This window comes from Scytonema sp. UIC 10036 (assembly GCF_009725235.1).
In genome coordinates, this window is the sequence record NZ_WJFC01000053.1 from 17,790 (window position 1) to 42,345 (window position 24,556).

The window sequence follows — 24,556 nt, forward strand, 5'->3', positions numbered from 1 at the left end:
AGCGGAAAGAAAGTAAAAATTGCCACAAGCAAGTTTTGTGTCGGAAACCAAAGAAAATGTAACAAATGTTGCTGATTTATCTTTAAAAAAATGTCAACTCACAACTTCTCTAAAGAAACCATCAGCCGACAAGTTAAATCAGAAATTGCGGTGCGAGGCGTGAAGTTGCAAGCTAGCTATTCCAAACTAGCTTTAAGCCAGAGAATCGTTATGCCATTTCTTCTGGTATTCTTCAGCATCATGGTGCTCGCGATGATTAACTTTGCTTACTGGTTCAGCAGTAGTCTGGAGCAGCAAATAACCAGCCATCTTGAGACCACTAGTTTAGCAGTTTTGCAATCAATACACAAAGAAAAACAATTTTTACATTCTTGGACAAGGCTGATAGCTGAACGAGAAGATGTACGTACCGCGATTCAGCAAGCGGATACGCAAGCACTTCTGAAGATATTAGTGTCACAAAAAACAACTTTAAAATTAGATTTACTGAAAGTCGTTAACCAAAATGGTGTAGCTCTGTTAAATTTGAAACAGCCTGCATTGGATGAGTCATTCTTGGAAGATCGAAAAAGTATTTCCCTCGCACTGAGCGGCTTATCTCCTTCCGATGTTGTTCGTGTTTCTCAGCAAGAAGGTCAAATAAAATTGGTATTAGTTGGGTTAGCGCCCATTATAGACGGAGAAGAAATTATTGGTGCTATTGAACTCGGTACTGTTATCAAGCCAGAATTATTTCAATATGCCGATCCCATTCAAGGAGAACACGTAGTTGCTTTTAATGCAACAAAATCATCAGTAACCGACAAAGCATCTACGGCGTGTGTCTATGTTTCTACAATACCAGCTGCTTGCAAAACGCTTTGGCAACCACCTCCCGTTACTGATGCACCCCATCGTTCTGCAATCGCAGGAGAACATTACTTAGCAAAAAGTTTTGCGATCGCGGACTTGAGCAATACTTCTTTAACAGTCACAGTATTAAAATCCCTGACTCCCTTAAACAAAACTCTACAGTTTTTATGGTTGAGGCTATGGGGTTTTTTTGTATTGGGTGCATTAATAACAATTTTTGTAGGTAAAAGCATTGCAAGAAAAATTGCCGATCCCTTAGTCGTTGTCACTCAAGTGGCGCAAAAAGTCACAAAAGAATCCAACTTTGAGCTACAAGCCCCCGTTACCAGTCAAGATGAAGTCGGGATACTAGCAGTTTCTCTGAACAGCCTGATTCGTAAAGTAGCAGAATATACTCAACAACTAGAACAAGCAAGATTAACTTTAGAAAGACGAGTGCAAGAACGGACGCAACAACTTTTACACAAAAATCAGGAATTAAATTTAGCTTACGATCAACTGAGTGAAGCGTTAAATGAACTTCAGCAAACTCAAGCACAATTAATTCAAACAGAAAAAATGTCTTCTCTCGGCAATATGGTAGCGGGAGTTGCCCATGAAATCAACAATCCCATCAACTTTATCTATGGCAATATAGCCTATGCTAAAGACTATACAGAAGAATTACTGAGATTACTCTTGCTGTATCAACAAGAATATCCTCAACCAACTCCAGCAATTCAAAATCTTCTAGAAGAAATTGATTTTCATTTTATCACTGAGGATTTAACCAAATTAATGTCCTCAATGAAAATAGGTGCTCAGCGCATTCGCGACATTGTTTTATCCTTGAGAAATTTCTCGCGTTTAGATGAAGCAGAAATGAAAATTGTGGACATTCATGAAGGAATTGAAAGCACTTTATTATTGGTCAATCATCAAGTGAAGGACGAAATTGAAGTTATTAAAAACTATGGAGATCTCCCATCCATTGAATGCTACCCCGCACAACTTAATCAAGTTTTTATAAACATCTTAAGCAATGCCATTGATGCTTTAAAGGAATTATTTGTTATTAAAAATTCATACCTTTTAAAGCAAGAACAGAGGAGAAGCCGTCAAATAGAAATATGCACTGAAAATGTGAGTATTAATAACTCTGTTGAAGGGATTTGTATCAAAATCAAAGATAATGGTTCGGGTATAGAACCAAAGTTACAAGATAAAATTTTCGAGCCTTTTTTTACAACAAAAGAAGTAGGGAAAGGAAGTGGATTGGGATTGTGGATTTCCTATCAAATTATTCAGAAGCACAAAGGGAAAATCGAAGTGAATTCTGCTTGTGGTGAAGGAACAACATTTATTATTACTTTACCGCTTGTACAATCTAAAAATAGGTTAGTGGTTAGTGGTTAGTGGTTGGTGGTTAGTGGTTAGTGGTTGGTGGTTGGTGGTTGGTTGCTCATCTATCGTTGGTATATTTTTAGTAAATAGTTGGTAATCCACTGTTCCACTAACAACTAACAACTAACAACTAACAACTAACAACTAACAACTAACCACTAACAACTCTTGGAAATCTTCGTTAACGTAGGCGCATATCACCCTTGAAACCCTTATGCTAATGGTGGTCGAGTCACTGGACTGTTAGCCGTTAGTCATTGACCTTTTGACAAATGACAAATGACAAATGACAAATGACCAATGACAAATGACAAATGACAAAGGATCGAGAACAAATGTTTGACACTGCCATTGATGCTATATTTGCTCGCGAAATTCTTGATTCTCGCGGCAGACCAACGGTTGAAGCACAGGTGTTTTTGGTAAATGGTGCTACAGGATTGGCGCAGGTTCCGAGTGGTGCGTCTACTGGCACTTTTGAAGCACACGAACTGCGGGATAACGACAAAAGCCGTTATGGGGGTAAAGGTGTACTTAAGGCGGTGCAAAATGTGAATGAGGTGCTGGCTCCCAAGCTAGTAGAAATGAATGTCCTCAACCAGGAACTGATTGACCGCACCATGCTTGAACTGGATGGTTCCCCCAACAAATCCCATCTGGGTGCTAATGCGATTCTAGCGGTTTCTCTGGCAGCAGCTAAGGCGGGTGCTGAATCTTCGGGCATGCCTCTCTATCGATATTTAGGTGGTCCTTTAGCAAATCTGTTACCCGTACCGTTAATGAACGTGATTAACGGTGGTGCTCATGCAGCTAACAACGTGGATTTTCAAGAGTTTATGATTGTTCCCGTTGGCGCACCTTCTTTCCGAGAAGCGCTGCGTTGGGGTGCAGAAGTGTTTGCGACTCTCAGCAAAGTGTTAGATGACAAAGGTTTGCTGACTGGTGTGGGCGATGAAGGTGGTTTTGCCCCCAACTTGGAGTCAAACCAAGTGGCGTTGGAATTGCTTGTTGCAGCTATTGAGAAAGCTGGCTACAAACCAGGAGAACAAGTGGCGTTAGCACTGGATGTTGCTGCTAGTGAGTTTTACAAAAACGGGCAGTATGTCTATGATGGCAAACCTCATTCTGGTGCTGAGTTTATTGATTACCTCGGCAAACTTGTTGACCAATATCCGATCGTGTCCATTGAGGATGGCTTGCACGAGGAAGATTGGCAAAATTGGCAGTTACTGACTCAAAAGTTAGGTTCTCGCGTGCAGTTGGTGGGTGATGATTTGTTTGTCACCAACACCCAGCGCTTGCAAAAAGGTATTGAACTCAAAGCAGGGAATGCCATTTTGATTAAACTCAATCAAATTGGTTCCCTCACAGAAACTTTGGAAACAATTGACTTGGCAACCCGTAATGGTTTCCGATCCGTTATCAGCCATCGTTCTGGAGAAACCGAAGACACCACCATTGCTGATTTAGCCGTTGCAACCCGTGCCGGTCAAATTAAAACTGGTTCTTTATGTCGTAGCGAACGAGTTGCAAAATATAACCGCTTGCTGCGAATCGAAGATGAACTGAGCGATCGCGCCGTGTATGCTGGTGCTGTTGGATTAGGACCAAAATAGAAAATTGTTAGTTGTTAGTAGTTAGTTGTTAGTTGTTAGTTGGAAAAGTAACCACTAACCATCAACCACTAACTACTAACTACTAACCACTAACTACTAACCACTAACAATTATGGATAAAACCCCAACTTTGGTAACCCCAGTGTTTCATCCCAGTCCATCATGATATTGAGACACTGAATTGCTTGCCCTGCTTGTCCTTTGATTAAATTATCAATGACTGACATGACAATAGCGCGACCAGTTCGCGTGTCAACTTCTATACCAATATAGCAAAGATTGCTACCGCAAGCCCACTTAGTTTGCGGATAAATGCCCGGATCGCAAATTTTTATCCAAGGGGAGTTACGGTAAAAAGCTCGATATATTGTAATGAGATCGTCTCGCACTAAACCGGGGTCGCGGAGTGTGGCGTAAACTGTTGCCAGGATGCCGCGTACCATGGGAATTAAGTGTGGTGTAAATTGAATTGTGACTTCATGCCCTGCTAAATCGCTGCAAATTTGCTCAATTTCTGGGGTGTGATGGTGACGGGAAACACTATAGGCGGCTAAGGAATTGTCTGCTTCTGCCAACAACATATTGATTTTTGCTTGACGCCCACCACCAGATGTACCTGACTTGGCATCGATAATAGCAGTTTCAGGGACGATTAACCCTTGCTTGAGGAGTGGGGAAAGTGCGAGCAAACTGGCTGTGGGATAGCAACCGGGACAACCAACAATCTGTGCTTCAGAGATGCGATCGCGATAAAGTTCTGGTAAGCCGTATACAGCAACAGCAGCAGTCGAGCGATCGGTTCGCTCCTTACTATACCAAGCGGTGTAAGTTGCTAAATGACTAAATCGATAATCTGCACTTAAATCGAGTATTCTACACCCTTTCTCTAAAAGTTGCGGTGCAATTTCGCAAGCCTGACCGTTGGGTAGACAGAGAAACACTGCTTCACATCGCTGAGCAATAACTTCAGGATCGACAGCCTCGATTTTTTGGTTAACAATGTGAGCCAATTGAGGATAAAGATCTGCAAATGGTTTTCCGACACTGCTCTGGTTGCCTAAATAAACGAGTTCGACTTGTGGATGATCCATTAAGAGCCGCACTAACTGCACTCCGCCGTAGTCTGACGCGCCAACAACTCCCACCGGAACGCGCCCAAAATTGCCCATAGAGGTTAAATCCTTATCTGCTCTTAGTTAATTTGCCATTCAACTATCGGCAACACAGCCTGAGTTGACTGCCAATAGCTAACGGTTTATTGCTACTTTGCTTATTGCTGCACTGAAGCACCATCAAGAACCAATTTTAAGGCAGTCCTTGATATGTTAACTAATCTTACTGGCAGTACTTCCGAAGTAATCCAAAAGAGCTACAATCAAAGACAAGCATTTGTTAAAAAAATTTACGTTTGCTAGCTGGGGATCGCCTGTGTCGCAGCATATCACCTCTTCAACTCAAAGTTTTAAATTTGATTCGATTGATACCGCCCTGGCAGATTTAAAAGCCGGTCGCCCAATCGTCGTAGTAGATGACGAGAACAGAGAAAATGAGGGCGACTTGATTTGCGCTGCTCAATTTGCCACCCCGGATATCATTAATTTTATGGCAGTGGAAGCACGGGGTCTTATTTGTTTGGCAATGATGGGCGATCGCTTGGACGAGCTCGACCTCCCATTGATGGTAACAAATATTACAGATACCAACCAAACTGCCTTCACCGTCAGTATTGATGCCGGACCGGAGTTAGGAGTTTCTACTGGTATTTCAGCAGAAGATCGTGCTCGTACCATCCAAGTGGCTATCAATCCAGCCACAAAACCCACAGATTTACGCCGTCCCGGTCATATTTTCCCCATTCGTGCAAGAGTTGGAGGTGTGCTCAAACGGGCAGGGCATACGGAAGCAGCGGTTGACCTATCCCGATTAGCTGGATTATATCCTGCAGGGGTTATTTGTGAAATTCAAAACCCCGATGGTTCCATGGCACGTTTGCCTGAGTTATTTGAGTATGCCACTCAGCACCGTCTAAAAATCATTAGCATAGCCGATTTAATCAGTTACCGCCTCGAACACGATCGCTTAATCAAGCGGGAAACCGTTGCCGATTTACCAACCCAATTCGGTCACTTCAAAATTTACGCATACCGACACACTTTAGACAATACAGAACACGTTGCTATTGTCAAGGGTAATCCTGCGGAATTTGATGACAATCCAGTCATGGTGCGGATGCACTCAGAATGTTTGACTGGAGATGCTTTGGGTTCCTTACGCTGTGACTGTAGGATGCAATTGCAAGCAGCCCTAAAAATGCTGGAAAATGCAGGTCAAGGCGTTGTCGTTTACCTGCGACAAGAAGGGCGGGGAATAGGATTGGTTAACAAATTAAAAGCATACTCCTTGCAGGACATGGGATTAGATACCGTAGAAGCAAATCAACGGTTGGGATTCGCCGCCGATTTGCGAGACTACGGAATGGGAGCACAAATGCTCATGGACTTAGGCGTACATAAGATACGCTTAATTACAAACAATCCCCGTAAAATAGCAGGGTTAAAAGGCTATGGTTTAGAAGTTGTCGATCGCGTGCCTCTGTTAATTGAAGCAAACGACTACAATACCTACTACTTAACTACAAAAGCGAAAAAGCTAGGTCATATGCTGTTACAAACTTATTTAGTAACAGTAGCGATTCACTGGCAAGACGATCCAAAAGCCATCACGGAACGTTACGAACGCTTAGAAAAATTGCGGCATCTGGCAAAAAGTTACGACTTATTGTTACAAGAAGAAGCACGTCCCGTAGCCCTAGCGCTGTTTGACGAACCATCCCTAATTGTACATTTAGGTTTTGACCAAGCCAACATTGCAACCAGCGATTGGTACAAGCAGAAAGGACATCCTTACGCACAAGCAATTTCTCAAATTTTAGACAATTTGGTAAATTTACCTTACATCCAAAAGCTAGAATTTCTGATTTCTCCGGGCATTGACCCCATGAGTAATTTGCAAGTGCAATTGGATCGGCAAACATTCCCCATCGGTACACTGCCTTCCTCAATTTGTTGCGAACAGCTAGGAACTCAGAAGATTTACAGTTTTAGTCTGTGTTGAAGTTCAAAATTCCCGACTTTTTTAAAAAGTCGGGAATTTGACTAAATATGTAAAAATACTTAATGTGAAAACATGGAAATTATAGCGATTATTATGTATTAATCAATCTTTCATGTATTCTAATATCCATGCACGTTATTTCTCGAAAAAAACTGCTGGAATTTTCTCAGATTCATGCAGATGCTTCTGTTCCTCTTGATAACTGGTATAGAATTACTAAGGCAGCAAAATGGAAAAATTTAGACGAAGTTAGACAAGATTTTTCCAGTGCTGAAGCCGTTGGTAATTTTACAGTTTTTAATATTAAAGGTAATAATTATAGATTAATTGTTGATATTTCCTATTCCACTCAAAGAATTTATGTCAAATACGTTCTGACTCACGCTGAATATGACAAGGACAGATGGAAAAATGACCCGTATTATTGATAGAACCACTTATGGCGCTCTACTAGCAGAATATCAGCCTAAGGTAATTGAAACTGAAGAAGAAAACGAGGCAGCGATCGTGCTAGCTGAAGCCTTAGAACATCGGGAACGAACACCAGAAGAGGACTTGTTTTTACAACTACTGATAATGTTGATTGAAAAATTCGAGGATGAACACTATCAGATTGGAGAGGCAACTCCTCAATCTATTCTCTTACACTTAATGGAAGCAAGGGGTATCAAACAGGAAGATTTAGTTGGGATAATTGGTTCTCTAGAAGTTGTTTCGGAAGTGGTAAATGGCAAGAGGAATATTAGTAAATCTCAAGCTAAAGCCCTAGCAGAGTTTTTTCATGTTTCGTTAGAATTGTTTCTGTAAAGGTAGCGAGATCGTCTTCAAACCATCTTTGTTTTAAGAAAATAATTCCAAGGTGAGGTTTGATGATTATTGTAGCCTTTTTTCCAACGTAGCAGCAAGTACAAAAGACAGATCGTAGGTTGGGTTGAGGAACGAAACCCAACCTACATCTTTGTTCTAAATATAGTAAGTTTTATCCGAAGGAAGAGAGAAGAGGGAAGAAGATCGATGTGAATTCCCTCAAACCTCTGACAATAGGGGTTCAAAACCCCAACGCCTATGCGGGGCTTCTGTTTTCAGGTGGGTTGCTACTCCGATCTGAAAACCAAACTTCAACATCTCTTTCTTCTTCCTTCATTAAATTCCAGTATTATTACCAATTTACTTGTAATAAAAAAACTTGATAATCTTTAAATCATTTACAATTGTTGATTGAGTATTTCCATAAGCATAAAAAAATAGTGCTGGCTCAAGATAACAATACGACTTGGATTAAAGTCAGGGGAAATTTACCATTCATATCAAGTTCGGGTGATGACTGATAATAAAATTTATCAACGCTCGTTGGGTTGAGGCGATAGCGTTACCCAATCTATTGGGCAAAAATGTTGGGTTGAGGAACGAAACCCAACCTACAAATATGATAAGCGATCGCTCATTGTAGGAATCGATCCGATTACTGGAAAAATGTTGGGTTGAGGAACGAAACCCAACCTACAAATATGATAAGCGATCGCACTCATTGCAGGAATCGATCCGATTACTGGAAAAATGAATAGCGGGCATCATAGAACTCGTACATGAAAACCCAACACTCATGACAACATCAAAATTAAAACACAACTCCAACACAAAAAATGCAATACTGTAGAGTCAAAGTAGACGGAGGGACATACTTTTTTACTGTAGTGACTAACAACCGACGCCAGTTTTTATGTGAACCAAATAATCTCTCCCTGTTAAGAAATGCTTTTCGATACGTGCTACAGCAACATCCTTTTAAAATTGAAGCGATCGTTGTATTACCCGAGCACATACACTCTATTTGGACACTACCTGAAGGAGATTGTAACTTTTCTACACGTTGGCGTTTAATCAAAAGTTATTTTAGTCATCGCTGTGAAAGTATTGATCGCGGTGAAATATCCACATCTAGAAAAAAGAAACGGGAGCAGGCGATTTGGCAACGTCGCTTTTGGGAACATCAAATACGTGATGAAAAAGACTTTATTTATCACCTAGAGTACATTCATTATAATCCTGTGAAGCATGGATTAGTGGTAGCACCCAAGGATTGGGAATATTCTAGTTTTCACCGTTATGTTCAGCAGGGAATTTATACTATGGACTGGGGAGCAAACAGAAGTGGAGGCGATGAGCGCTTGTACTCCCAATACGACTCGGATAAGCCATAAATTCCAAACCATGTATGTTGGGTTCCGTTCCTCAACCCAACTTTTCTAAGGCTGTGTTGGGTTTCGTTCCTCAACCCAACCTACATGCAATTTGTTTATCAATTTTTATACCTCGCAATCGGTTGTGGTGCTTCCTGCCCTTTAAGCAAAGGCTCATTCACTAACTCTGGATCTAAACCGACACCCTCTGCTGTTAACAATGTTTCCCAATCGGCTTTTAATTGTGCATCGTGGGGACGGGAGAAACGCAACTGAGCCAAAGTCGCAAGGCTATCTTGCCAAATTCCAGCTTGTGCATAAAGAGCTACACGCTCTTGCGAAGTTGCATTCTTTATCTTTGCCATCAATTGAGGTTCGGGTTGAATGCGTTTGATTGCTCCTCTGACAACCTTATCAGAAGAACGTTTTTCGCGATCGCAAATGACTGATAAGAACCAACGATATTCCTTGCCTACCTCTAGAGAGGTTGCAGTCAGGGGAAGATCTACGAATCCTGCTTTGCCACTTGGTTTGTAAGTTTGCTTGAAGAATCTTTTATTTTCATCCTGCACCACTAGCTCTAATGTGGCATTAGAAGTTTGAGGTGGAATATAGAAAAAGAATACAGGTTTCGCTACTGTTGTCAACCCTATGTTGGATTGGGGAACTATAGCTGTCAATTTCTTGTTTCCTGATAAACAACTGTTATTCTCTCGCGAGCCGGCTGGTACGCGTCTGCCGGGTACTCCTATATTAGTCGGTGCATTGAATCTTATCCGAGCTTCTGCAGCTGTAAAAGGAATCAGGAATGACAAGCCGAAAACAGCAGCCAAGGATTTTGTTAGAAGTCTGCGTTGTAAAAACGTATTCATGATAACACCCATATGGCAAAAATCCGGTTCAATCAATACTGGTTGAAAGAAAGCTTACCCAGCATATTTTGCTAACTATATTCATTCACTTTATATTATATGGGAAAAATCTTGGACTGTGTGTGCAAATTTTTTACTTTTATGCACCTTGGGTTTACACTACCATTACCCTCTTGGTCTGTATATTACAGTCTTTAACAAAAATTCACAATATTTTTCAGTAACTATGAGGAAAATCTATATTTAAACGTGAATCATAACTAGATACTTGAGATCCATTTCAGTTTTGACTAGTAATATCAACTTTTTATACCTTCCGGTCTGATAAATTTGGAGTGCTCTACCAAAACAATGATTAGTCAAGTTTCCGAAAAAAAAATGCATTTGGTCAGGTGGCTACTGGCAGTCGGCTGGCTAACGTTAATCTTCTCCTTATTTTACGATCCAATTTCACCTTGGTTTACAGACCCCAGTAATTCCATCAGCCCTTTTCGTCTCGCTCGTTTGGAGTCCCTTGACTCAATAAATTGCGTCAAGCTACAAGGAGTGTGTCTCACGCAACAGCCATATAGTCTTGGCAATCGCATTTTTTGGGCAATGTTTGTCCCCATCGCGATCGCAATTTTACTGGTGTTCGGTCATGAATTTTGGCGGCGGATTTGTCCATTGTATTTCTTCTCCCAAATCCCTCGGGCTTTGGGAATCCAACGCAAACGCAAAATAGTTAACCCAGATACAAATAGCATTCGTTACGAATTGACAGGTGTAGAGAAAGAGTCTTGGCTGGGACGCAATTATCTATTTCTGCAATTTGGTTTGTTTTACTTGGGCTTGAATATCCGCATTTTGTTTGTTAATAGCGATCGCACCGCATTAGGGTTGTTCCTGCTATTAACTATCGCCTCAGCCATTACTGTAGGTTTTCTTTTCAATGGAAGAAGTTGGTGTCAGTACTTTTGCCCAATGGCACCCGTCCAAATGTTTTACACAGGTCCACGGGGCTTGCTAGGGAGTGATGCTCACCTCAAGCCGCCACAAAGTATCACCCAATCTACCTGTAGAACGGTTGATAGTTCTGGTCAAGAAAAAAGTGCTTGTGTGAGTTGTCAATCTCCTTGTATCGACATCGACGCGGAACGTTCTTACTGGGAGGGAATTACCAGATCCGACCAAAAGCTAGTCTTCTATGGTTATTTTGGTTTGATGCTGGGGTTCTATGTCTTCTACTTCTTGTACTCTGGCAACTGGGAATACTATTATTCTGGAGTGTGGACTCATGAAGAAGGGCAGTTACGCACACTCTTAGCCCCAGGATTTTACATCTTCGATCGCCCAATTGCCATCCCCAAGCTCATTGCAGCTCCGCTCACTCTCGCTGTTTTTTGCGCGGCTAGCTATTTTACCTGTCTATCTTTAGAAAAAGCCTATAAAGCTTATCTGAAACGGAAAAACAAATACCATAATGAGGAACAATTACTGCACGTCTGTTTTGTCTTGTGTACCTTTGTTTCCTTCAACGTCTTCTTTATATTCGGCGGTCGCCCCAATTTGAACTTACTACCAGATTGGGCAATTATAGCATTCAACATGTTTATCGTGCTAGTCAGCAGTCTATGGCTGCAGCGCAGCTTGGGGCGTAGCAAAGAGCGTTATTCCCGTGAAAGTTTAGCTAATAGATTGCGCCGACAGTTGGACAAGCTAGCTGTGGACTGGTCAAAGTTGCTGGAAGGACGTTCATTGCAAGACCTGATTCCAGAAGAAGTCTATGTTCTTGCCAAGGTGCTGCCCAGTTTCAATCGTGCAGAACGAGGGCGAGTTTATAAAGAAGTTTTGCGTGAAGCTTTAGAAGATGGAAACGTTAGTTCGGCGGAAAGTTCGGCAGCCCTTAAAGAGCTACGCAAACAATTGAATGTAACTGATGAAGAGCACTATAATACTATAGCAGAACTTGGGGTAGAAAATCCAAGCTTACTCGATCCTCAAAAGCGACTCAGTCGCGAAAACAAATTGCGGATCGAAAGCTATAGGTATGCATTAGATTTGCTGATTCAGGATCTGATGGCAAGCGGCACACCATTGCAAGAGGCGATCGAGCGCCAGCAAAAGCAAATCCTTGCCTTGAGACAAGAGTATGCTATCACGGCAGATGAACAGGAACAAGTCTTGGCTGAGATGTTTAATCAAGATGGTTTACTTCTGGGAACAGCCGAAACCCTGTTGGCTGGGCTGCAAGAACTGGCTGTACGCGATCAAATACTGTGCAACTCAGTCCCAAATCCGCAAGCGTCTGTTTATGTTTTGTTGCGAAAAGCCGTGCAGGAGAGGAAAAAACTGATGACAACTCAGTTACTCTGCATTTTAGAATTGTTGGGAGACTCTCCTGAAGCTTTCAACATTGCTCGTTCAACAGGCATATTGGCGGCTAATGTCATAGCAGAAATTCTGCAGTCTAACGATGAGCAGTTAAGCTGGCAAAAGCGTTTAACCCCAAGGGTTATGAGTTCATTAAAACAACAAGACAAGCTCAGTCAGCCTCTCCCATTATCAACACAACTCGGCATTGCTGCCACCAACACTCAAAAACTGCAAACAAAACCTTATCTGTTAGAAGTTACCACGCCATTCACCAAGCAGCAAACATTTCGTCCAGAAGCAATTCATAATGTCTTGCTCGAACTCTTACAAGACTTAGACCCCCTAGTGCAAGCAGCCAGTCTTTATGCCGTTACATAAGACTTACCCAAAGTTACCCAAGGCTAGACATTCTTCGTCAGGTTGTCGTAGCTGAACTTTGATGCTCACTTCCTGCTTCACTCTGGCGGTGTCGGCACCAACCAGTCCACAGGCTCACTCCACCTAACTGGCGGTGATGGACGAATAGTTTTTCAGGTTGATGGCAGCATTCAGGTCTCGGTTAACGCTGAGACCACACTCACAATTAAAAGTTCTTTCTTTCAATGAAAGTTCTTTCTTAAGTGTTCCGCAATTGGAACAAGTTTTAGAACTAGGAAACCACCTATCAGCAATGACAAGTTTAGTACCATAGAACTCGCACTTGTAGGTTAATTGTCTCCGGAATTCAAAGAATCCCATGTCAGCAATAGAAGCGGCTAGTTTGTGATTAGCCATCATGCCAGATACATTTAAGTCTTCTATAGCTACTACGCCGTGGTTTTTGGCTAATAGTGTAGTCAACTTGTGCAATGTATCTTTTCGGATGTTGGCAATCTTTTTGTGCAACTTAGCTATCTGCATCTGGGCTGAGTTCCAATTAGCTGAACCTATGACTTTATGACGATTCAACCATTGCATTCTCGAAAGCTTATCCTTGAACTTTTTGTAGGATTTAGCACCTTCTATTATTTCTCCGGTAGACAATGTTGCCAGATTTAAAATACCTAAATCAACACCTACAGTCGGAAAAAACCAAGTTTCTTCTAATTTCAAATCTTCTGGAGATTGGTCAAATCTAAAACTAATAAACCATCTATCAGCCTCCCGACTAATTGTGCAAGTTTTGATTTCATCTTCTTGGGGGAGTTTTTCATAAGTTTTCAATACACCGATAACAGGAACTTGAATTTTTTTAACTCCTTTGATTTTGATTGAGCCTTCTAAAGTGAAAGAATCCTGTCTTCCTTTTTTCTGAAATTTGGGGACTCCTTTTTTCTTTTCAAAAAAATCTTTCCAAGCTACTCGTAATGCTCTTAATGCCATTTGAGGAGTAGATTTAGAACACTCGTAATACCATGGACATTCAGGCTTTACCAATGCTACCAACCATTTATGCAAATCAATTGCTGTCGGGAACTTTATCTTTTCAGTGGGGTTTGCTTTGTTCCAATCTAGAATCTGTTTGGTAAGTCCCAATCCCCAATTCCAAGCATGACGTGCTACACCACAATGTTTCGCTAGGTTGGTACGTTGCTGATTATTTAGTTTTAGTTCTGTTTTAAATCCGAGTAGCATGGTAATCCTTTAATCCATTCTCTAAATGCTTGAGACATATTCCAACCTTGGTGTTCAGCATAAGCTTGTAATTTATCCAACTCTTGTTGAGTTAGTAAAACTTTGAACCATCTATCTCGTTGCGGCATAAACTTTATTGGACTGTATGGTCTAAATATAACCAAAATAAGACCAATCACTAAGTAGAGAAAACCGTACATAAACCGAACAAATATATAATAGTTACCCAAAAATGACTATTAATGGGTAACTATGTCCAACAATTAAGTTACAGTTACAATCCCTACATCAGATTCATCCTGCGGTTGGTATCCAGCAGGCTCATCAAATACTGAATGCCAAGCAAAATAAAGATTGGCTTCTACAGGAAACAGCCCAAAGCATTCTCTCTCACGAGCAGTCCCAGAATGAACCTGCCAATGTAGCGACTCTCATTGCTCAGGTTAGAGCAATGGGACGCACAGAAACCCGGATTTTCCAACAGCCGACGATTCGAGTCGGACGGGGACACGAGAACGATATCGTTATTTTAGATAAACGTGTTTCCCGACAGCACGCTATATTTTATCTAAGTGACAAAGGAGTCAGTGTTAAAGATTTGGGAAGCGGCAATGGTCTACGCATTGGAAAGGAACATATTTACAACCAGCAAAAGCAACTGAACCAGGGAGATTTTGTTCGCTTTAGCAGCACAGATGAGTTAGTCCTCCTTCTACAATGGGAAATGCGAGCTCCCCAAGAAGATCCCATCGCTCAATCAAAAGGAACCTTAGAAAAGCTGTTATGGCTTTATGACAGTAGTTTCTTCCAAGGGCTGAAGGCAAATACTTTGATTGAATTGGCTCGCAATGCAAGCGTGCGAGTTTACCATCCGCAACAAGAAATCTGCAAAATAGGAGCACCTGCTGTTGAACTTATAGTCCTGATTGATGGCGAAGCAATGGTACTTGCAAACGATACACAGAGCAATCTAACTATCTTGCCGGGGCAAACTATTGGTGAACTAGAAGTATTAACCCACAGCTATTACACGGCAACAGTAGTGACAGAAGGAGTACAGTGTCGGGCTTTAGCTGTCAAGGCAAAAGACTTTGAGGCAGCGCTTTCACATAATCCAGTATTGGCAATGAATGTCTTAGAGATGGTAAGTGCTCGCCTCCAACAAAGTTTAGGGCAGGTAGCAGCTATGACTCAAGTATAGACAGCATTATATCATGAAAGGGGTATGATTAAAATCAAAGTCATCGATCCAAAGAAGCCAGACCAGCTGCAATTGGTAGACTTAAAACCAGAAACAAAGCCCAATCAGGAGTGCTTTATTGGTCGCTTTTTGAACTGCGATTTATTTCTAGACAGTGCTGAAGTCAGCAGGTTGCACGGTAAAGTTTTTCAGAAACATGGAAACTATTATTTTGCTGACTTGGGTAGCAGGGGTGGTTCCCGGATTAATGGCGAAAGTACTTTAATCAATCAGGATTATCTTCTGCATCCTGGTGACACCATTCAAATCGGTAGATTTATTCTGATGATTTCACAAATTAGGTCAGAGGAAGACAAAACGCTTATAGAATCACAAAAAAACTTACAAGAAATCGTCGTTACTCAGCCCAACGAGCGCGTAATATCAACAGTCCCCCCTGTCTCTCCTCTTGAAGATATGCCAGTGGCGATGGTAGAATCGTCTGGGTTGCAACGCTCGGTGAAGGAATTAACGGTTCGCTGCATAGGTGTTATTGATGAAACACATGATGTGAAAACCTTTCGCTTTGTGGCAGATCCTCCAGTGTTGTTCGCTTATAAACCAGGTCAGTCTGTTGTGCTCGAACTGGAAATTAATAACGAACTGATTTGGCATTCTTACTCCATTTCATCAAGTCCCTCGCGTCCCCATACCTTAGAAATCACCGTCAAACGTTTCCCCTCTGTCCCTGGTTCTGAAGTTGAGGAACAGCAGGCATTGGTTTCTAACTGGTTGCACAAAAATGTGACAACTGGAAGTATACTTAAGCTGAATGAACCGTCGGGGAATTTTACCTGCTTCGCCAACCCCAAGCAAAAACTGTTGCTGATATCGGCAGGCAGTGGTATCACGCCTATGATGTCTATGTCTCGTTGGCTGTGTGACACTGGCGCTAGTTGCGATATAGTTTTATTCCACTGCGCCCGCACTCCTCGTGACATCATTTTTCGTCAGGAACTAGAGATGATGTCAGCGCGGTATCCGAATTTTCATCTGGCAATTTCTACCACTCGCAGAGAACCCGGACAGAGTTGGTTTGGTCTTACAGGCAGGCTTGATGCAGCCATGCTACAAGTTATTGCACCTGATTTTCGCGATCGCACTGTATACGTTTGTGGACCTCATGACTTCATGGAATGCGTCAACCAGATGCTAAAAAGCCTTGACTTCCCCATGCAGAACTACTATGAAGAAAGGTTTGAAACCCCACGGAAAAAGTCTACGGCGGTGTCCGAACAACAAGCTGTTGCTGGCAGCCCAGCTTTGGGATTAAAACAGACGGTTGTGACTGTGCCCACAGAAACTTTTTGGGAGTCAAGAGGGGGTAACAATACTGGTAAGGGGACACCAACTGTCATACAGACTTCTACCTTGCCAGAGACAACGTCCTCCAGTCAAAATGCTGTAGTTTTCTTGAAATCGGGGAAAGAAGTCAAGAGTGATGGCGAACAACCTATCCTTAACTTAGCTGAACAGGAAGGGGTAAAAATTCTTAGTAGTTGTCGTTCTGGAATTTGCGGTAGATGCAAGAAGCGGAAGTTACAAGGAGAAGTCTGGACTGAAGGCGAACCAAAAGCTTTGGACGAAAGCCAATGTCAGGAGGGCTACATTCTGACCTGCATCTCTTACCCGATTGGGCTGGTTTTGATCGATGCATAAAATATATATACCGTACTTATTAGCTATTTATATTAAAATTATGTTAAGATAGCCGGGGTTTTATGTTTAATAAGTTACAAAATATACTAACCCAGCCTGTGGTTGTTGCTAGTGTCATGGCGGGTCTGTTGGTGGTTGGATTTCAACGGTTGGGAGTGCTAGAGTCTATAGAACTCAAGGCTTTTGACTACATGATGCAAAGGCGTGCTGCTCAGAGTCCAGACCCCCGACTCTTAATTGTGGCATTTACCGAAAATGACATTCAAAAATTAAAACAGTCTTCACCCAATGGTAATGTTTTAGACACAGTTTTGAGCAAACTAGAGCGCTATCAAGCAAAAGTCATTGGTTTAGACTTCTTTCGCGATCAGCCAGTGGAACCCGGTCATCAAAAGCTACTGGCAAGCCTAAAACAAAGTTCGCGCATTGTTCCGATCTGCAAACTAGGAGATGTTCGGGAGCCTGCAGTACCACCACCATCAGGTATAGAATCTGAAATCGCAGGATTTGCGGATGTCGTGGAAGACAGAGATGGGGTGATTCGGCGAAATTTAGTAGTCGCCGCCCCTGACCCCAAGTCAAGTTGTGCAGCCCAAGCTTCCTTAGGATTGCAACTGGCGCTCCAATATCTAAATATTCAACCACAATTTACGCCAAAAGGAATGGAACTGGGTAATACCGTTTTTAAACCCATAGAAGCTGATTCGGGAGGTTATCAGAATATTGATGCTCAAGGTTTTCAAATACTGCTGAACTACCGTTCTGAAAGTAAAGTTGCTCAACAAGTCAGTTTTACGGATGTACTGGGCGATCGCTTCAATCCAAGTTGGGTGAAAAACCGCATTGTCTTGATTGGCTCAACGGCACCCAGTTCTCAGGACATTCGCGATACACCCTATAGCGATGGCAAACAGGACAATTCTGGCAAAATGCCTGGAATTGTGATTCACGCTCATATAGTGAGTCAGATTCTGGATGCAGTTTCCAACGAACGATCTTTGTTTTGGTTTTGGTCCGAGTCGGAAGAAATTCTTTGGACATGGGGCTGGACTTTGGTAGGTGGAGTTTTGGCGTGGCGCATTCAGCACCCACTTCGTTTGGGGCTTTTAACCTGCACCGCCTTAGGAATACTACTTCTAAGCTGTTTTGTCATCTTTATTCATGCTGGGTGGGTACCGCTAGCACCTCCAGCTTTAGGGTTTCTTATAGCAGAAGCAGGTGTTGTCACGTATACAGCATTCCAGAACAAGCAACATAAAGAAAAGATAGCACTCCAGATTCAAGAGCAAAAAGAAACCATTTCGCTATTACAAGCGCTGTTAAGAGAAAGTGGAAGTCAGGCAACACAGGCACCTACGGGAATTTACTATAACCCAATACACACCAAACTACTCAACAACCGCTACAAAATCACTCAAGTGCTTGGTTCTGGAGGATTTAGTTATACTTATGTAGCAGAAGATACTCATCGTCCTGGAAACCCTGTGTGTGTAGTTAAGCACTTACAACCAGCTCGAAAAGATGATGTCTTTTTAGAAGTTTCCAGACGTTTATTTAAAAGTGAAGCAGAATTTTTAGAGGTTTTGGGTAAGCACGATCGCATCCCGCAATTGATGGCTTATTTTGAAGACAATCAGCAATTTTACCTCGTGCAAGAGTATATCGAAGGGCATTCTCTACACGAAGAACTGACCCCAGGGAAGCGCTTTCATGATGCTCAAGTGGTCAATTTTCTTAAAGATACTTTGTCGGTACTGACATTTGTTCACGCTCACGGTGTCATTCATCGAGATATAAAACCCAGCAACTTAATGCGGCGGCGAAAAGATGAACGAATCGTTTTAATTGACTTTGGCGCTGTTAAACAAATTCAGCCCCACCAGGAACAGGAGAACCACACAGTAGCCGTGGGTACCGTGGGTTATGCACCTCCAGAACAGTTCATGGGACAGCCAAGGCTAAACAGCGATATTTACGCTCTGGGAATGATTGCTATCCAAGCCTTAACCGGGACACCAGCCAAACACCTCGAACGGGATTCAACAACAGCACTGGTTTGGCGACATCTTGCACAAACCACAGAAGAATTGGCTGCAATCTTAGACAAAATGGTGTCCTTTGACTTCCACAAGCGACAACAGTCTACTGAGGAAGTTTTATACAGTCTGCAAAAGTTGTAAGCATCATGAGTAGGTTGGGTTGAGGCTTTGCGAAACCCAACACTTATTGTCCTTGTGTAACCACTTTGGGTGTGAAGTTGGAGATTTGTTTGTAATGAGGGAAGGAGTGCGATAAGCTTCAAGCCCTCGGCTCTGAACTGTTACGAAGACGCTCAAGAAACTCAGGATAATTTTCCAAATCCTCTAGGGATTGCAAAGGTGGCATCTCAACCCAGTGAGCTTCAGCGTGTAGCTTATCAATGTAGGCATAAAACGCTTCTTGATCATCTCGGTGAGTCAGGAAGTAGGCTTGTAGCTCTTTCCGGCTCATTGCCTCAAAGTTAGGTTGGCTCATTCCACATACCTCCATCTACCATTAGGATATATCTCAATAATATTCTCCTCACCTGCCAAGAAGAATACATTTCCCGTGCGCTTATCTATGCGAACTACATTTATGGGCAAGTAGAGTTTAGTAAACCAATAGCACAAATTGAAGCATTGCGTCTTCTGTTCTGATGTAGGAATAGACTTTACTCCTCAGTGTAGTTAGTTGAAGAAAGTATAAAATTAGTCACACCAATTCTATAATCTCCTCTCCTAATGCGATAATAGTGAGACTTCCACCTCGTCTTGACACCCAAGAGCTTCTAATTTTTGAGCTACCTCAAGATACTTCATCGGGCTATTACCACAGTTGCGCGATCGGTGTCATCTACTGTCATATTTGCTGGTAAAGCTCGTCCCAAATCCTCATAAATCTCAATTAGAGCAGCTAGAGCATCTCGAACATTTGCTAAAGCCTGCTCAACCGTATTTCCTTCAGTGACTAGTTCTGGTAGTAGCGGTGATGTCACAGTAAATCCGCCTTCAGGTTGTGGTGAGAGTAGTAATGGAACTTTATAGAGCATTACGTGCTTGTCCTTTGTTCACACTTAGAGTTCTTCCAAGATAACTAATAAATTTGCGCTTATTTCCTTGCATTACCAATACAATAAATACTTATCCTCAAACAGACATTGGGTCTGGTCTACCAATTCCTAGTTCTTGGAGCTTGACTTTGACATCCTCCCACTCTCGTCCACAGTAGTAGTATTTTTGGTCTTTGATATCCGCAATGTAAAAACCTTGTTTGCCACCATTAATTCGTCTAAGCTCATTAGCAGCTTGTTTCATAGATATGCCAAAAGCAGCAAATAAATCTTCTTGAGAAAGCCAAGGTGCGTTAAACAAGTTGACAAAAGGCTCTCCTTTTGTAAAATACCAAGTGTTGTCGCGACGTTCAATGATTCGATAATAAACTGGGTAAACAATTGTGTCTAACTTTGACATAATGTTTTATCCTATATTTAGGGCGAAAAGCCCCTAGGGCGATTCTAGGGGCTATAGGGTTAGTTAGTTACGGTCATGTTCGGGTTGTTCCAAGTCCTCATCACTCATGTCATCCAAGTTGTCTTTGACAGCATCGGAGTTTATGAGGTACGTTTCATCTTTGACCAGATCGCGTTTTTCCCACTGCTCTAGCAACAGACGGAGAAAAACTCTCACAGGGTTGAAGAACCTTCGATGACCGTTACCATTTTTACTCAGTTAGTTCACCTCCTTGAATTATCTGAGTTCAACATGGGGGTTTTACATCCCCCATCTTTTACATTATCACTTCCGCTATTAGTATTAATAATACGGCTAATAAATACTTTACTTCCGCTTTAGCCTTGCAAATGGTGCAAGCGGTAGTGCAATTGTGATACGCATCAGCGTAAAATGAAATGTCGGTTAGCATCATTAATTGATGAATGGAATTTAAAGCTCAGTTTAATTACCGCTTTACAATAAATTAACTAGCAATAATAAATTAACAACTATAGCAATCCTATCTGATTTGTGAAAAAATCTCAGTACTGTAGGTAGGGCTAAAGCCCGCCAGTACTATCATGTGTACGGCATAGCCCTACCTATATGTATTTCAAAAATCAAATAGGAGTCCTATATATATCGGTATTGATAACGTAGAAGTTAATATCGATCGCGTAGCTCAAAGAGTATTAGAAGGCGGACATAACGTTCCAATTGAAGATATCAAACGCAGGTACGAACGCAGTCTAGAAAATCTACCAATAGCATTGCGACTAGCAGATAATACTTCAATCTATGACAATTCAAGCCCCGAAGGTCCTCAAAATCTACTAACAATTGAAAATGGAAGAATCAACCAACAAGTGTCAGAACTTCCTCAATGGTTAACAAAAGTACTACCTCAGAATTTATGACATTTTAGAATGCTCAAGGAATGCGTGAGGAGAGTTTACTGATTAAGATGCGATCGCGGAGCGTGCGCCGAAGCGCAATTGCATAATTTGACGCACAACACAAGATAGGAGAATGGGACAACAAGTAAAAGATGACAAAGCTAACAACTGTAAGTTAGCAAACATCTAGGCTGTAATGCCTATTGTGAGCGTTGATATTCTTAGATAGATGCGCCTCAGTGACAACGATAATTTGTCTACAAGTACCAATGACAACCATAAGTTGTTCACATTCACCAGCTAAAAATTACTGTGGTACATAACAGATACATGACAATCATATGTTGACAATCAGCACTCAATACTGCAAGGGCTGAGAATTTCAGCTTTGTTGGGTTGAGCACGAGCGTTACCCAACAAATGCTTCTAGATGTTGGGTTTCGTTCCTCAACCCAACCTACGTGTTTTCGTACTTTTTAGGCTTAACCGACAAGTATTGAATCAGCACTGACAACGATAAGTTGACAATTTTGCCAACTTATCGTTGTTGTCCCAGAAGCGGTTAGAGCCAGTTACCTACTAGAATAAAAGGTGCCCAGTAGTACGGATGCTCGTAGAAACGATCCCGATTCTTTAACAACTTCAATTGAGCATTCTTAAAGGCTTCTGCTTTAGAAATATTCGGTTGGTTTAACTGCTGGTAAAACTCACCCATAATGAGAGCAGTCGCCTCATCTTCTACAACCCAAAGCGATGCTAATGTACTGCGTGCTCCAGCTTGGACAGCGACTCCAGCAATTCCTAATGCTGCTCGTTTGTCTCCTGCCGCTGTTGAGCAAGCACTAAGGACAAGTAGCTCGATCGCACCCTGTTGGTTGGTTTCTCTGGTTTTGAGTAAGTTACTCAGCTCGTTGATATTGACTTTACCATCATAAGTTAAAAAGAAGGTATCTTCTGCCCTAGAACTAAACTGACCGTGAGTTGCTAGGTGAACCACAGGTGCATCCAAGGACTTAACAGCGTTTTCAATAGCATTTCTAGTAAATTCCTCATTCAGCAGGACTTGACTTTGGCGAACTGTTGACTTGATTTCATCCAGTTCGTCTTTGACAGCAGGTAATGGCGGAAAGTCTCCACTACCTTCAGAAAGTCCACCAGCAATAGTTCGTAGTTGGGTGCGTGCTAAAGGTTGAGGGTTCAATAATTGTAAACCCGGTGTAGTAGCAACGTTATATTTCTCAATAAGATACTTCTGTTTGTCGTGCAGAGCCGCCATTGGGATACTTCGCAGTACACCATCTAAAACAAAGACTAAGTTTTTGACTTGGCGTTTTTCCAATTCAGGCGCGAGCGGTTGAATTATCCATTCATACACTTGTTGAGATAGAGGCTTAAACTCTTCAGTTGTACGGATTTCTAATGTTTGCCGCAATTGATCGATAGTGTCTTCAATTTGCGCTTGGCGTAGAGGAACTGTGTAACGGCGTAGAATTTGCTGCGATTTCTGGTTGGTTGAGGAGGAAGGAAGGGAAAGGATAACTTCTAAGCGATCGCTCAAAATGACTGGATAAATTACTGCCGCTGTCCGATCTACTTCGTCAATTTGAACGGGTTTTGCATCTATACAGGCCCTGCGGAAGAAGTTGTCCAATTCTGCAAGTTGTAATGACTCTAGCACATTTCTAGCCGTGGCGAGAGCGTCTTGACTGGGGTTATTGTCTTGTGACTGCAATAGCAAACTGACGAGTTCGCGAAAGACTGGCTCGACTTGCTCTTGAAATGAAAATTGCACATCGCGATTCATGGCAGCTAAATCGCTGCGTAAAGACTTGAGGTTAGCAACAGCTTTGGTATATGCTGCGATCGCACCTTTCTCATTTTTTCTAGCTTTCAGTATACGACCCAACTGCCATTGCCAACGATAACCAATATCCTGTGCTGAAATACCTTCAGCTAGCACCACAGCTTGCTGAGTCAGAGTTTGTGCGTTGCTCCACTGCTGAGTTTGCTCGTATAACCCTCCTAGAGTACCTAAAGCATAAGCTTCGGCACGAGTATCTTTCAAACTCCTGGCTTGCTCAACAGCCGTTACCAATATCTGAGCGATCGCAGCCCATTCCGGAGTTCCGTTAGTTGTTGTAGCTTGTACCTTTGTTTGTTGCTGGGGGCAAAACAAATTGACTGCCGTTCCTCTAGCCTCAGTTCCTTGTTTGAGACAAGCCAAACTTTGGGCAAGATGAATTTTAGCATAAACCGTCTTCCGACTGGGCGGTAATGTGTCAAGCTGAGATTGAATTTCAGGTAATATTTGTGCTATTTTAGTATACTGAGCTTCTTGTACAGACAGACGTAGTTGATTCATTTGCGCGCTCAGCCGAGTCATGGGCGAGACAGAAGATGCAGCAGCTTGTTGGTAATACTGCATTGCTTCATCCGTTTTTTGCAATGCTTGAGCCGTGTTTCCCAAACTCAGGTAGATTTCAGCAACCAGTTCCGGAGAATTGAGTTGAGAAGCCACTGCCAAACTTTGCTGTAGTGCCTGCAGGGAACCAAGGTTTTCTATGGAATTGGCTTGTGAGTTTTTTTGGTCTAAAACTCCCACGACTCGTAGAGCATTACCCAAGCTTAACAATCCATTCGCCTTCAGCAGAGAGTTAGGTTGCTGTTGCAGCAGTTGATTTACGTCTTTTAAGGTTATAAGAGCGCGACGGTAAAGCCCCAATACTTGTAGTGCTTGAGCTTGGTTAAGCTGACTACCAATCTCGCCCTCCGAGTCCCGGTTTTTTACGTAGAGGGCTGTCGCCTCTTCCCAACTCGCAAGAGCTCCTTCAGGTTTTCCTTGGGCTATTTGTATTTGACCTTGAGTGTTAAGAGCCTGGGCGCGAACTGATATGTATTCTTTGGAATTTATACCATTTTTTAGTAGTAGATTTAAACTATTTGTGATGGTTGTGCTTGCTTGGGGTAACTGTCCGAGCTTTTGATATGCCAATGCGACATAATTTAATGCTAAAGCTTGATTCAGAATATCACCTTGAGATTGAAATTGAAGAGCAGCTTGTTCTAAAACCTGCACAGCTTGAGAGAACTGTTCTTGTTGGTAGAGTTGCAAACCTTGCTGCAATTGTCCCGTATTCCCCTGCACAACCTGAGTCCGCTGACTTTGTTCGGTTTTTGGATAATTTGCTGCATCAGCTACGACAGCAAATGAGCTTGTGACGGTGGCAACGGCTACACCTAGAAGATAGAATTTTAACATATTA

The 24,556-nt window shown here is 42.2% G+C and carries 20 protein-coding genes; 10 read left to right on the forward strand and 10 right to left on the reverse strand.

Going from position 1 to position 24,556, the window contains the following annotated elements:
- Positions 1-90 precede the first annotated feature (90 nt).
- Together F7734_RS24200 and eno are read left to right on the forward strand one after the other, a co-directional pair.
- Positions 91-2,247 (forward strand): ATP-binding protein, encoded by a 2,157-nt coding sequence (locus F7734_RS24200; protein ID WP_155747038.1) that lies wholly within the window; start codon positions 91-93, stop codon positions 2,245-2,247.
- 323 nt (positions 2,248-2,570) lie between these two features.
- The gene (eno, locus tag F7734_RS24205) at positions 2,571-3,851 is read left to right on the forward strand and encodes a phosphopyruvate hydratase (RefSeq protein ID WP_155747110.1); all 1,281 of its coding nucleotides are present in this window, start codon (positions 2,571-2,573) and stop codon (positions 3,849-3,851) included.
- Between the two features lie 110 nt (positions 3,852-3,961).
- On the opposite strand, the gene argC is transcribed toward eno, so the two are convergent.
- The gene (gene argC / locus F7734_RS24210) at positions 3,962-5,020 is read right to left on the reverse strand and encodes an N-acetyl-gamma-glutamyl-phosphate reductase (RefSeq protein ID WP_155747040.1); all 1,059 of its coding nucleotides are present in this window, start codon (positions 5,018-5,020) and stop codon (positions 3,962-3,964) included.
- A gap of 259 nt (positions 5,021-5,279) precedes the next feature.
- Between argC and ribBA the strand changes: the two genes are divergently transcribed.
- The 4 genes from ribBA (at position 5,280) to F7734_RS24230 (ending at position 9,166) form a co-directional block, all read left to right on the forward strand.
- The gene (gene ribBA, locus F7734_RS24215; RefSeq protein ID WP_166482116.1) at positions 5,280-6,965 is read left to right on the forward strand and encodes a bifunctional 3,4-dihydroxy-2-butanone-4-phosphate synthase/GTP cyclohydrolase II; all 1,686 of its coding nucleotides are present in this window, start codon (positions 5,280-5,282) and stop codon (positions 6,963-6,965) included.
- A gap of 128 nt (positions 6,966-7,093) precedes the next feature.
- Complete coding sequence (locus tag F7734_RS24220) at positions 7,094-7,393, forward strand: type II toxin-antitoxin system HigB family toxin (RefSeq protein ID WP_155747044.1); 300 nt, start codon at positions 7,094-7,096, stop codon at positions 7,391-7,393.
- Positions 7,377-7,772, forward strand: a complete 396-nt coding sequence (locus F7734_RS24225; protein WP_155747046.1) for a helix-turn-helix domain-containing protein — start codon at positions 7,377-7,379, stop codon at positions 7,770-7,772. The genes F7734_RS24220 and F7734_RS24225 overlap by 17 nt, the downstream gene beginning before the upstream one ends.
- A gap of 836 nt (positions 7,773-8,608) precedes the next feature.
- A complete protein-coding gene (locus F7734_RS24230; protein WP_155747048.1) occupies positions 8,609-9,166 on the forward strand; it encodes a transposase in 558 nt (185 codons plus the stop codon).
- A 98-nt stretch (positions 9,167-9,264) separates the two neighbouring features.
- On the opposite strand, the gene F7734_RS24235 is transcribed toward F7734_RS24230, so the two are convergent.
- Positions 9,265-10,017 (reverse strand): DUF928 domain-containing protein, encoded by a 753-nt coding sequence (locus F7734_RS24235; protein ID WP_155747049.1) that lies wholly within the window; start codon positions 10,015-10,017, stop codon positions 9,265-9,267.
- Between the two features lie 351 nt (positions 10,018-10,368).
- On the opposite strand from F7734_RS24235, the gene F7734_RS24240 reads away from it, so the two are divergent.
- A complete protein-coding gene (locus F7734_RS24240) occupies positions 10,369-12,750 on the forward strand; it encodes a hypothetical protein (protein ID WP_155747051.1) in 2,382 nt (793 codons plus the stop codon).
- Positions 12,751-12,873: 123 nt separating this feature from the next.
- Here the strand turns inward: F7734_RS24240 and F7734_RS24245 are convergent, their stop codons facing one another.
- Together F7734_RS24245 and F7734_RS24250 are read right to left on the reverse strand one after the other, a co-directional pair.
- Entirely contained in the window at positions 12,874-13,986 is a 1,113-nt protein-coding gene (locus tag F7734_RS24245) for an RNA-guided endonuclease TnpB family protein (protein WP_155747052.1), read from the reverse strand.
- Positions 13,959-14,114 carry a DNA-binding protein gene (locus F7734_RS24250; RefSeq protein ID WP_155747054.1) on the reverse strand — a complete coding sequence of 52 codons (156 nt, stop codon included), beginning with the start codon at positions 14,112-14,114 and terminating at the stop codon, positions 13,959-13,961. Before F7734_RS24250 ends, F7734_RS24245 begins: the two co-directional genes overlap by 28 nt.
- Before the next feature lie 323 nt (positions 14,115-14,437).
- Between F7734_RS24250 and F7734_RS24255 the strand changes: the two genes are divergently transcribed.
- From F7734_RS24255 to F7734_RS24265, 3 genes are all read left to right on the forward strand, one after another.
- On the forward strand, positions 14,438-15,187 hold the full coding sequence (locus F7734_RS24255; protein ID WP_155747056.1) for an FHA domain-containing protein: 750 nt from the start codon (positions 14,438-14,440) through the stop codon (positions 15,185-15,187).
- Positions 15,188-15,211: 24 nt separating this feature from the next.
- Complete coding sequence (locus F7734_RS24260) at positions 15,212-16,885, forward strand: FHA domain-containing protein (RefSeq protein ID WP_155747058.1); 1,674 nt, start codon at positions 15,212-15,214, stop codon at positions 16,883-16,885.
- Between the two features lie 62 nt (positions 16,886-16,947).
- On the forward strand, positions 16,948-19,065 hold the full coding sequence (locus F7734_RS24265; RefSeq protein WP_155747060.1) for a CHASE2 domain-containing serine/threonine-protein kinase: 2,118 nt from the start codon (positions 16,948-16,950) through the stop codon (positions 19,063-19,065).
- 118 nt (positions 19,066-19,183) lie between these two features.
- On the opposite strand, the gene F7734_RS24270 is transcribed toward F7734_RS24265, so the two are convergent.
- The 6 genes from F7734_RS24270 to F7734_RS24290 all read right to left on the reverse strand — a co-directional run bounded on the left by F7734_RS24270 (position 19,184) and on the right by F7734_RS24290 (position 24,552).
- On the reverse strand, positions 19,184-19,399 hold the full coding sequence (locus tag F7734_RS24270) for a hypothetical protein (RefSeq protein ID WP_155747062.1): 216 nt from the start codon (positions 19,397-19,399) through the stop codon (positions 19,184-19,186).
- Between the two features lie 322 nt (positions 19,400-19,721).
- A complete protein-coding gene (locus F7734_RS24275) occupies positions 19,722-19,955 on the reverse strand; it encodes a type II toxin-antitoxin system HicB family antitoxin (RefSeq protein ID WP_155747064.1) in 234 nt (77 codons plus the stop codon).
- 97 nt (positions 19,956-20,052) lie between these two features.
- On the reverse strand, positions 20,053-20,376 hold the full coding sequence (locus tag F7734_RS24280; RefSeq protein WP_155747066.1) for a hypothetical protein: 324 nt from the start codon (positions 20,374-20,376) through the stop codon (positions 20,053-20,055).
- A gap of 63 nt (positions 20,377-20,439) precedes the next feature.
- Positions 20,440-20,592, reverse strand: coding sequence for a hypothetical protein (locus tag F7734_RS24285; protein ID WP_347566273.1), 153 nt, complete (start codon positions 20,590-20,592; stop codon positions 20,440-20,442).
- Between the two features lie 764 nt (positions 20,593-21,356).
- Positions 21,357-21,479: a hypothetical protein gene (locus F7734_RS65480; RefSeq protein ID WP_279239755.1), complete on the reverse strand. Its 123-nt coding sequence runs from the start codon at positions 21,477-21,479 to the stop codon at positions 21,357-21,359.
- Positions 21,480-21,855: 376 nt separating this feature from the next.
- Positions 21,856-24,552: a CHAT domain-containing protein gene (locus F7734_RS24290; protein ID WP_155747070.1), complete on the reverse strand. Its 2,697-nt coding sequence runs from the start codon at positions 24,550-24,552 to the stop codon at positions 21,856-21,858.
- Positions 24,553-24,556: the final 4 nt, after the last annotated feature.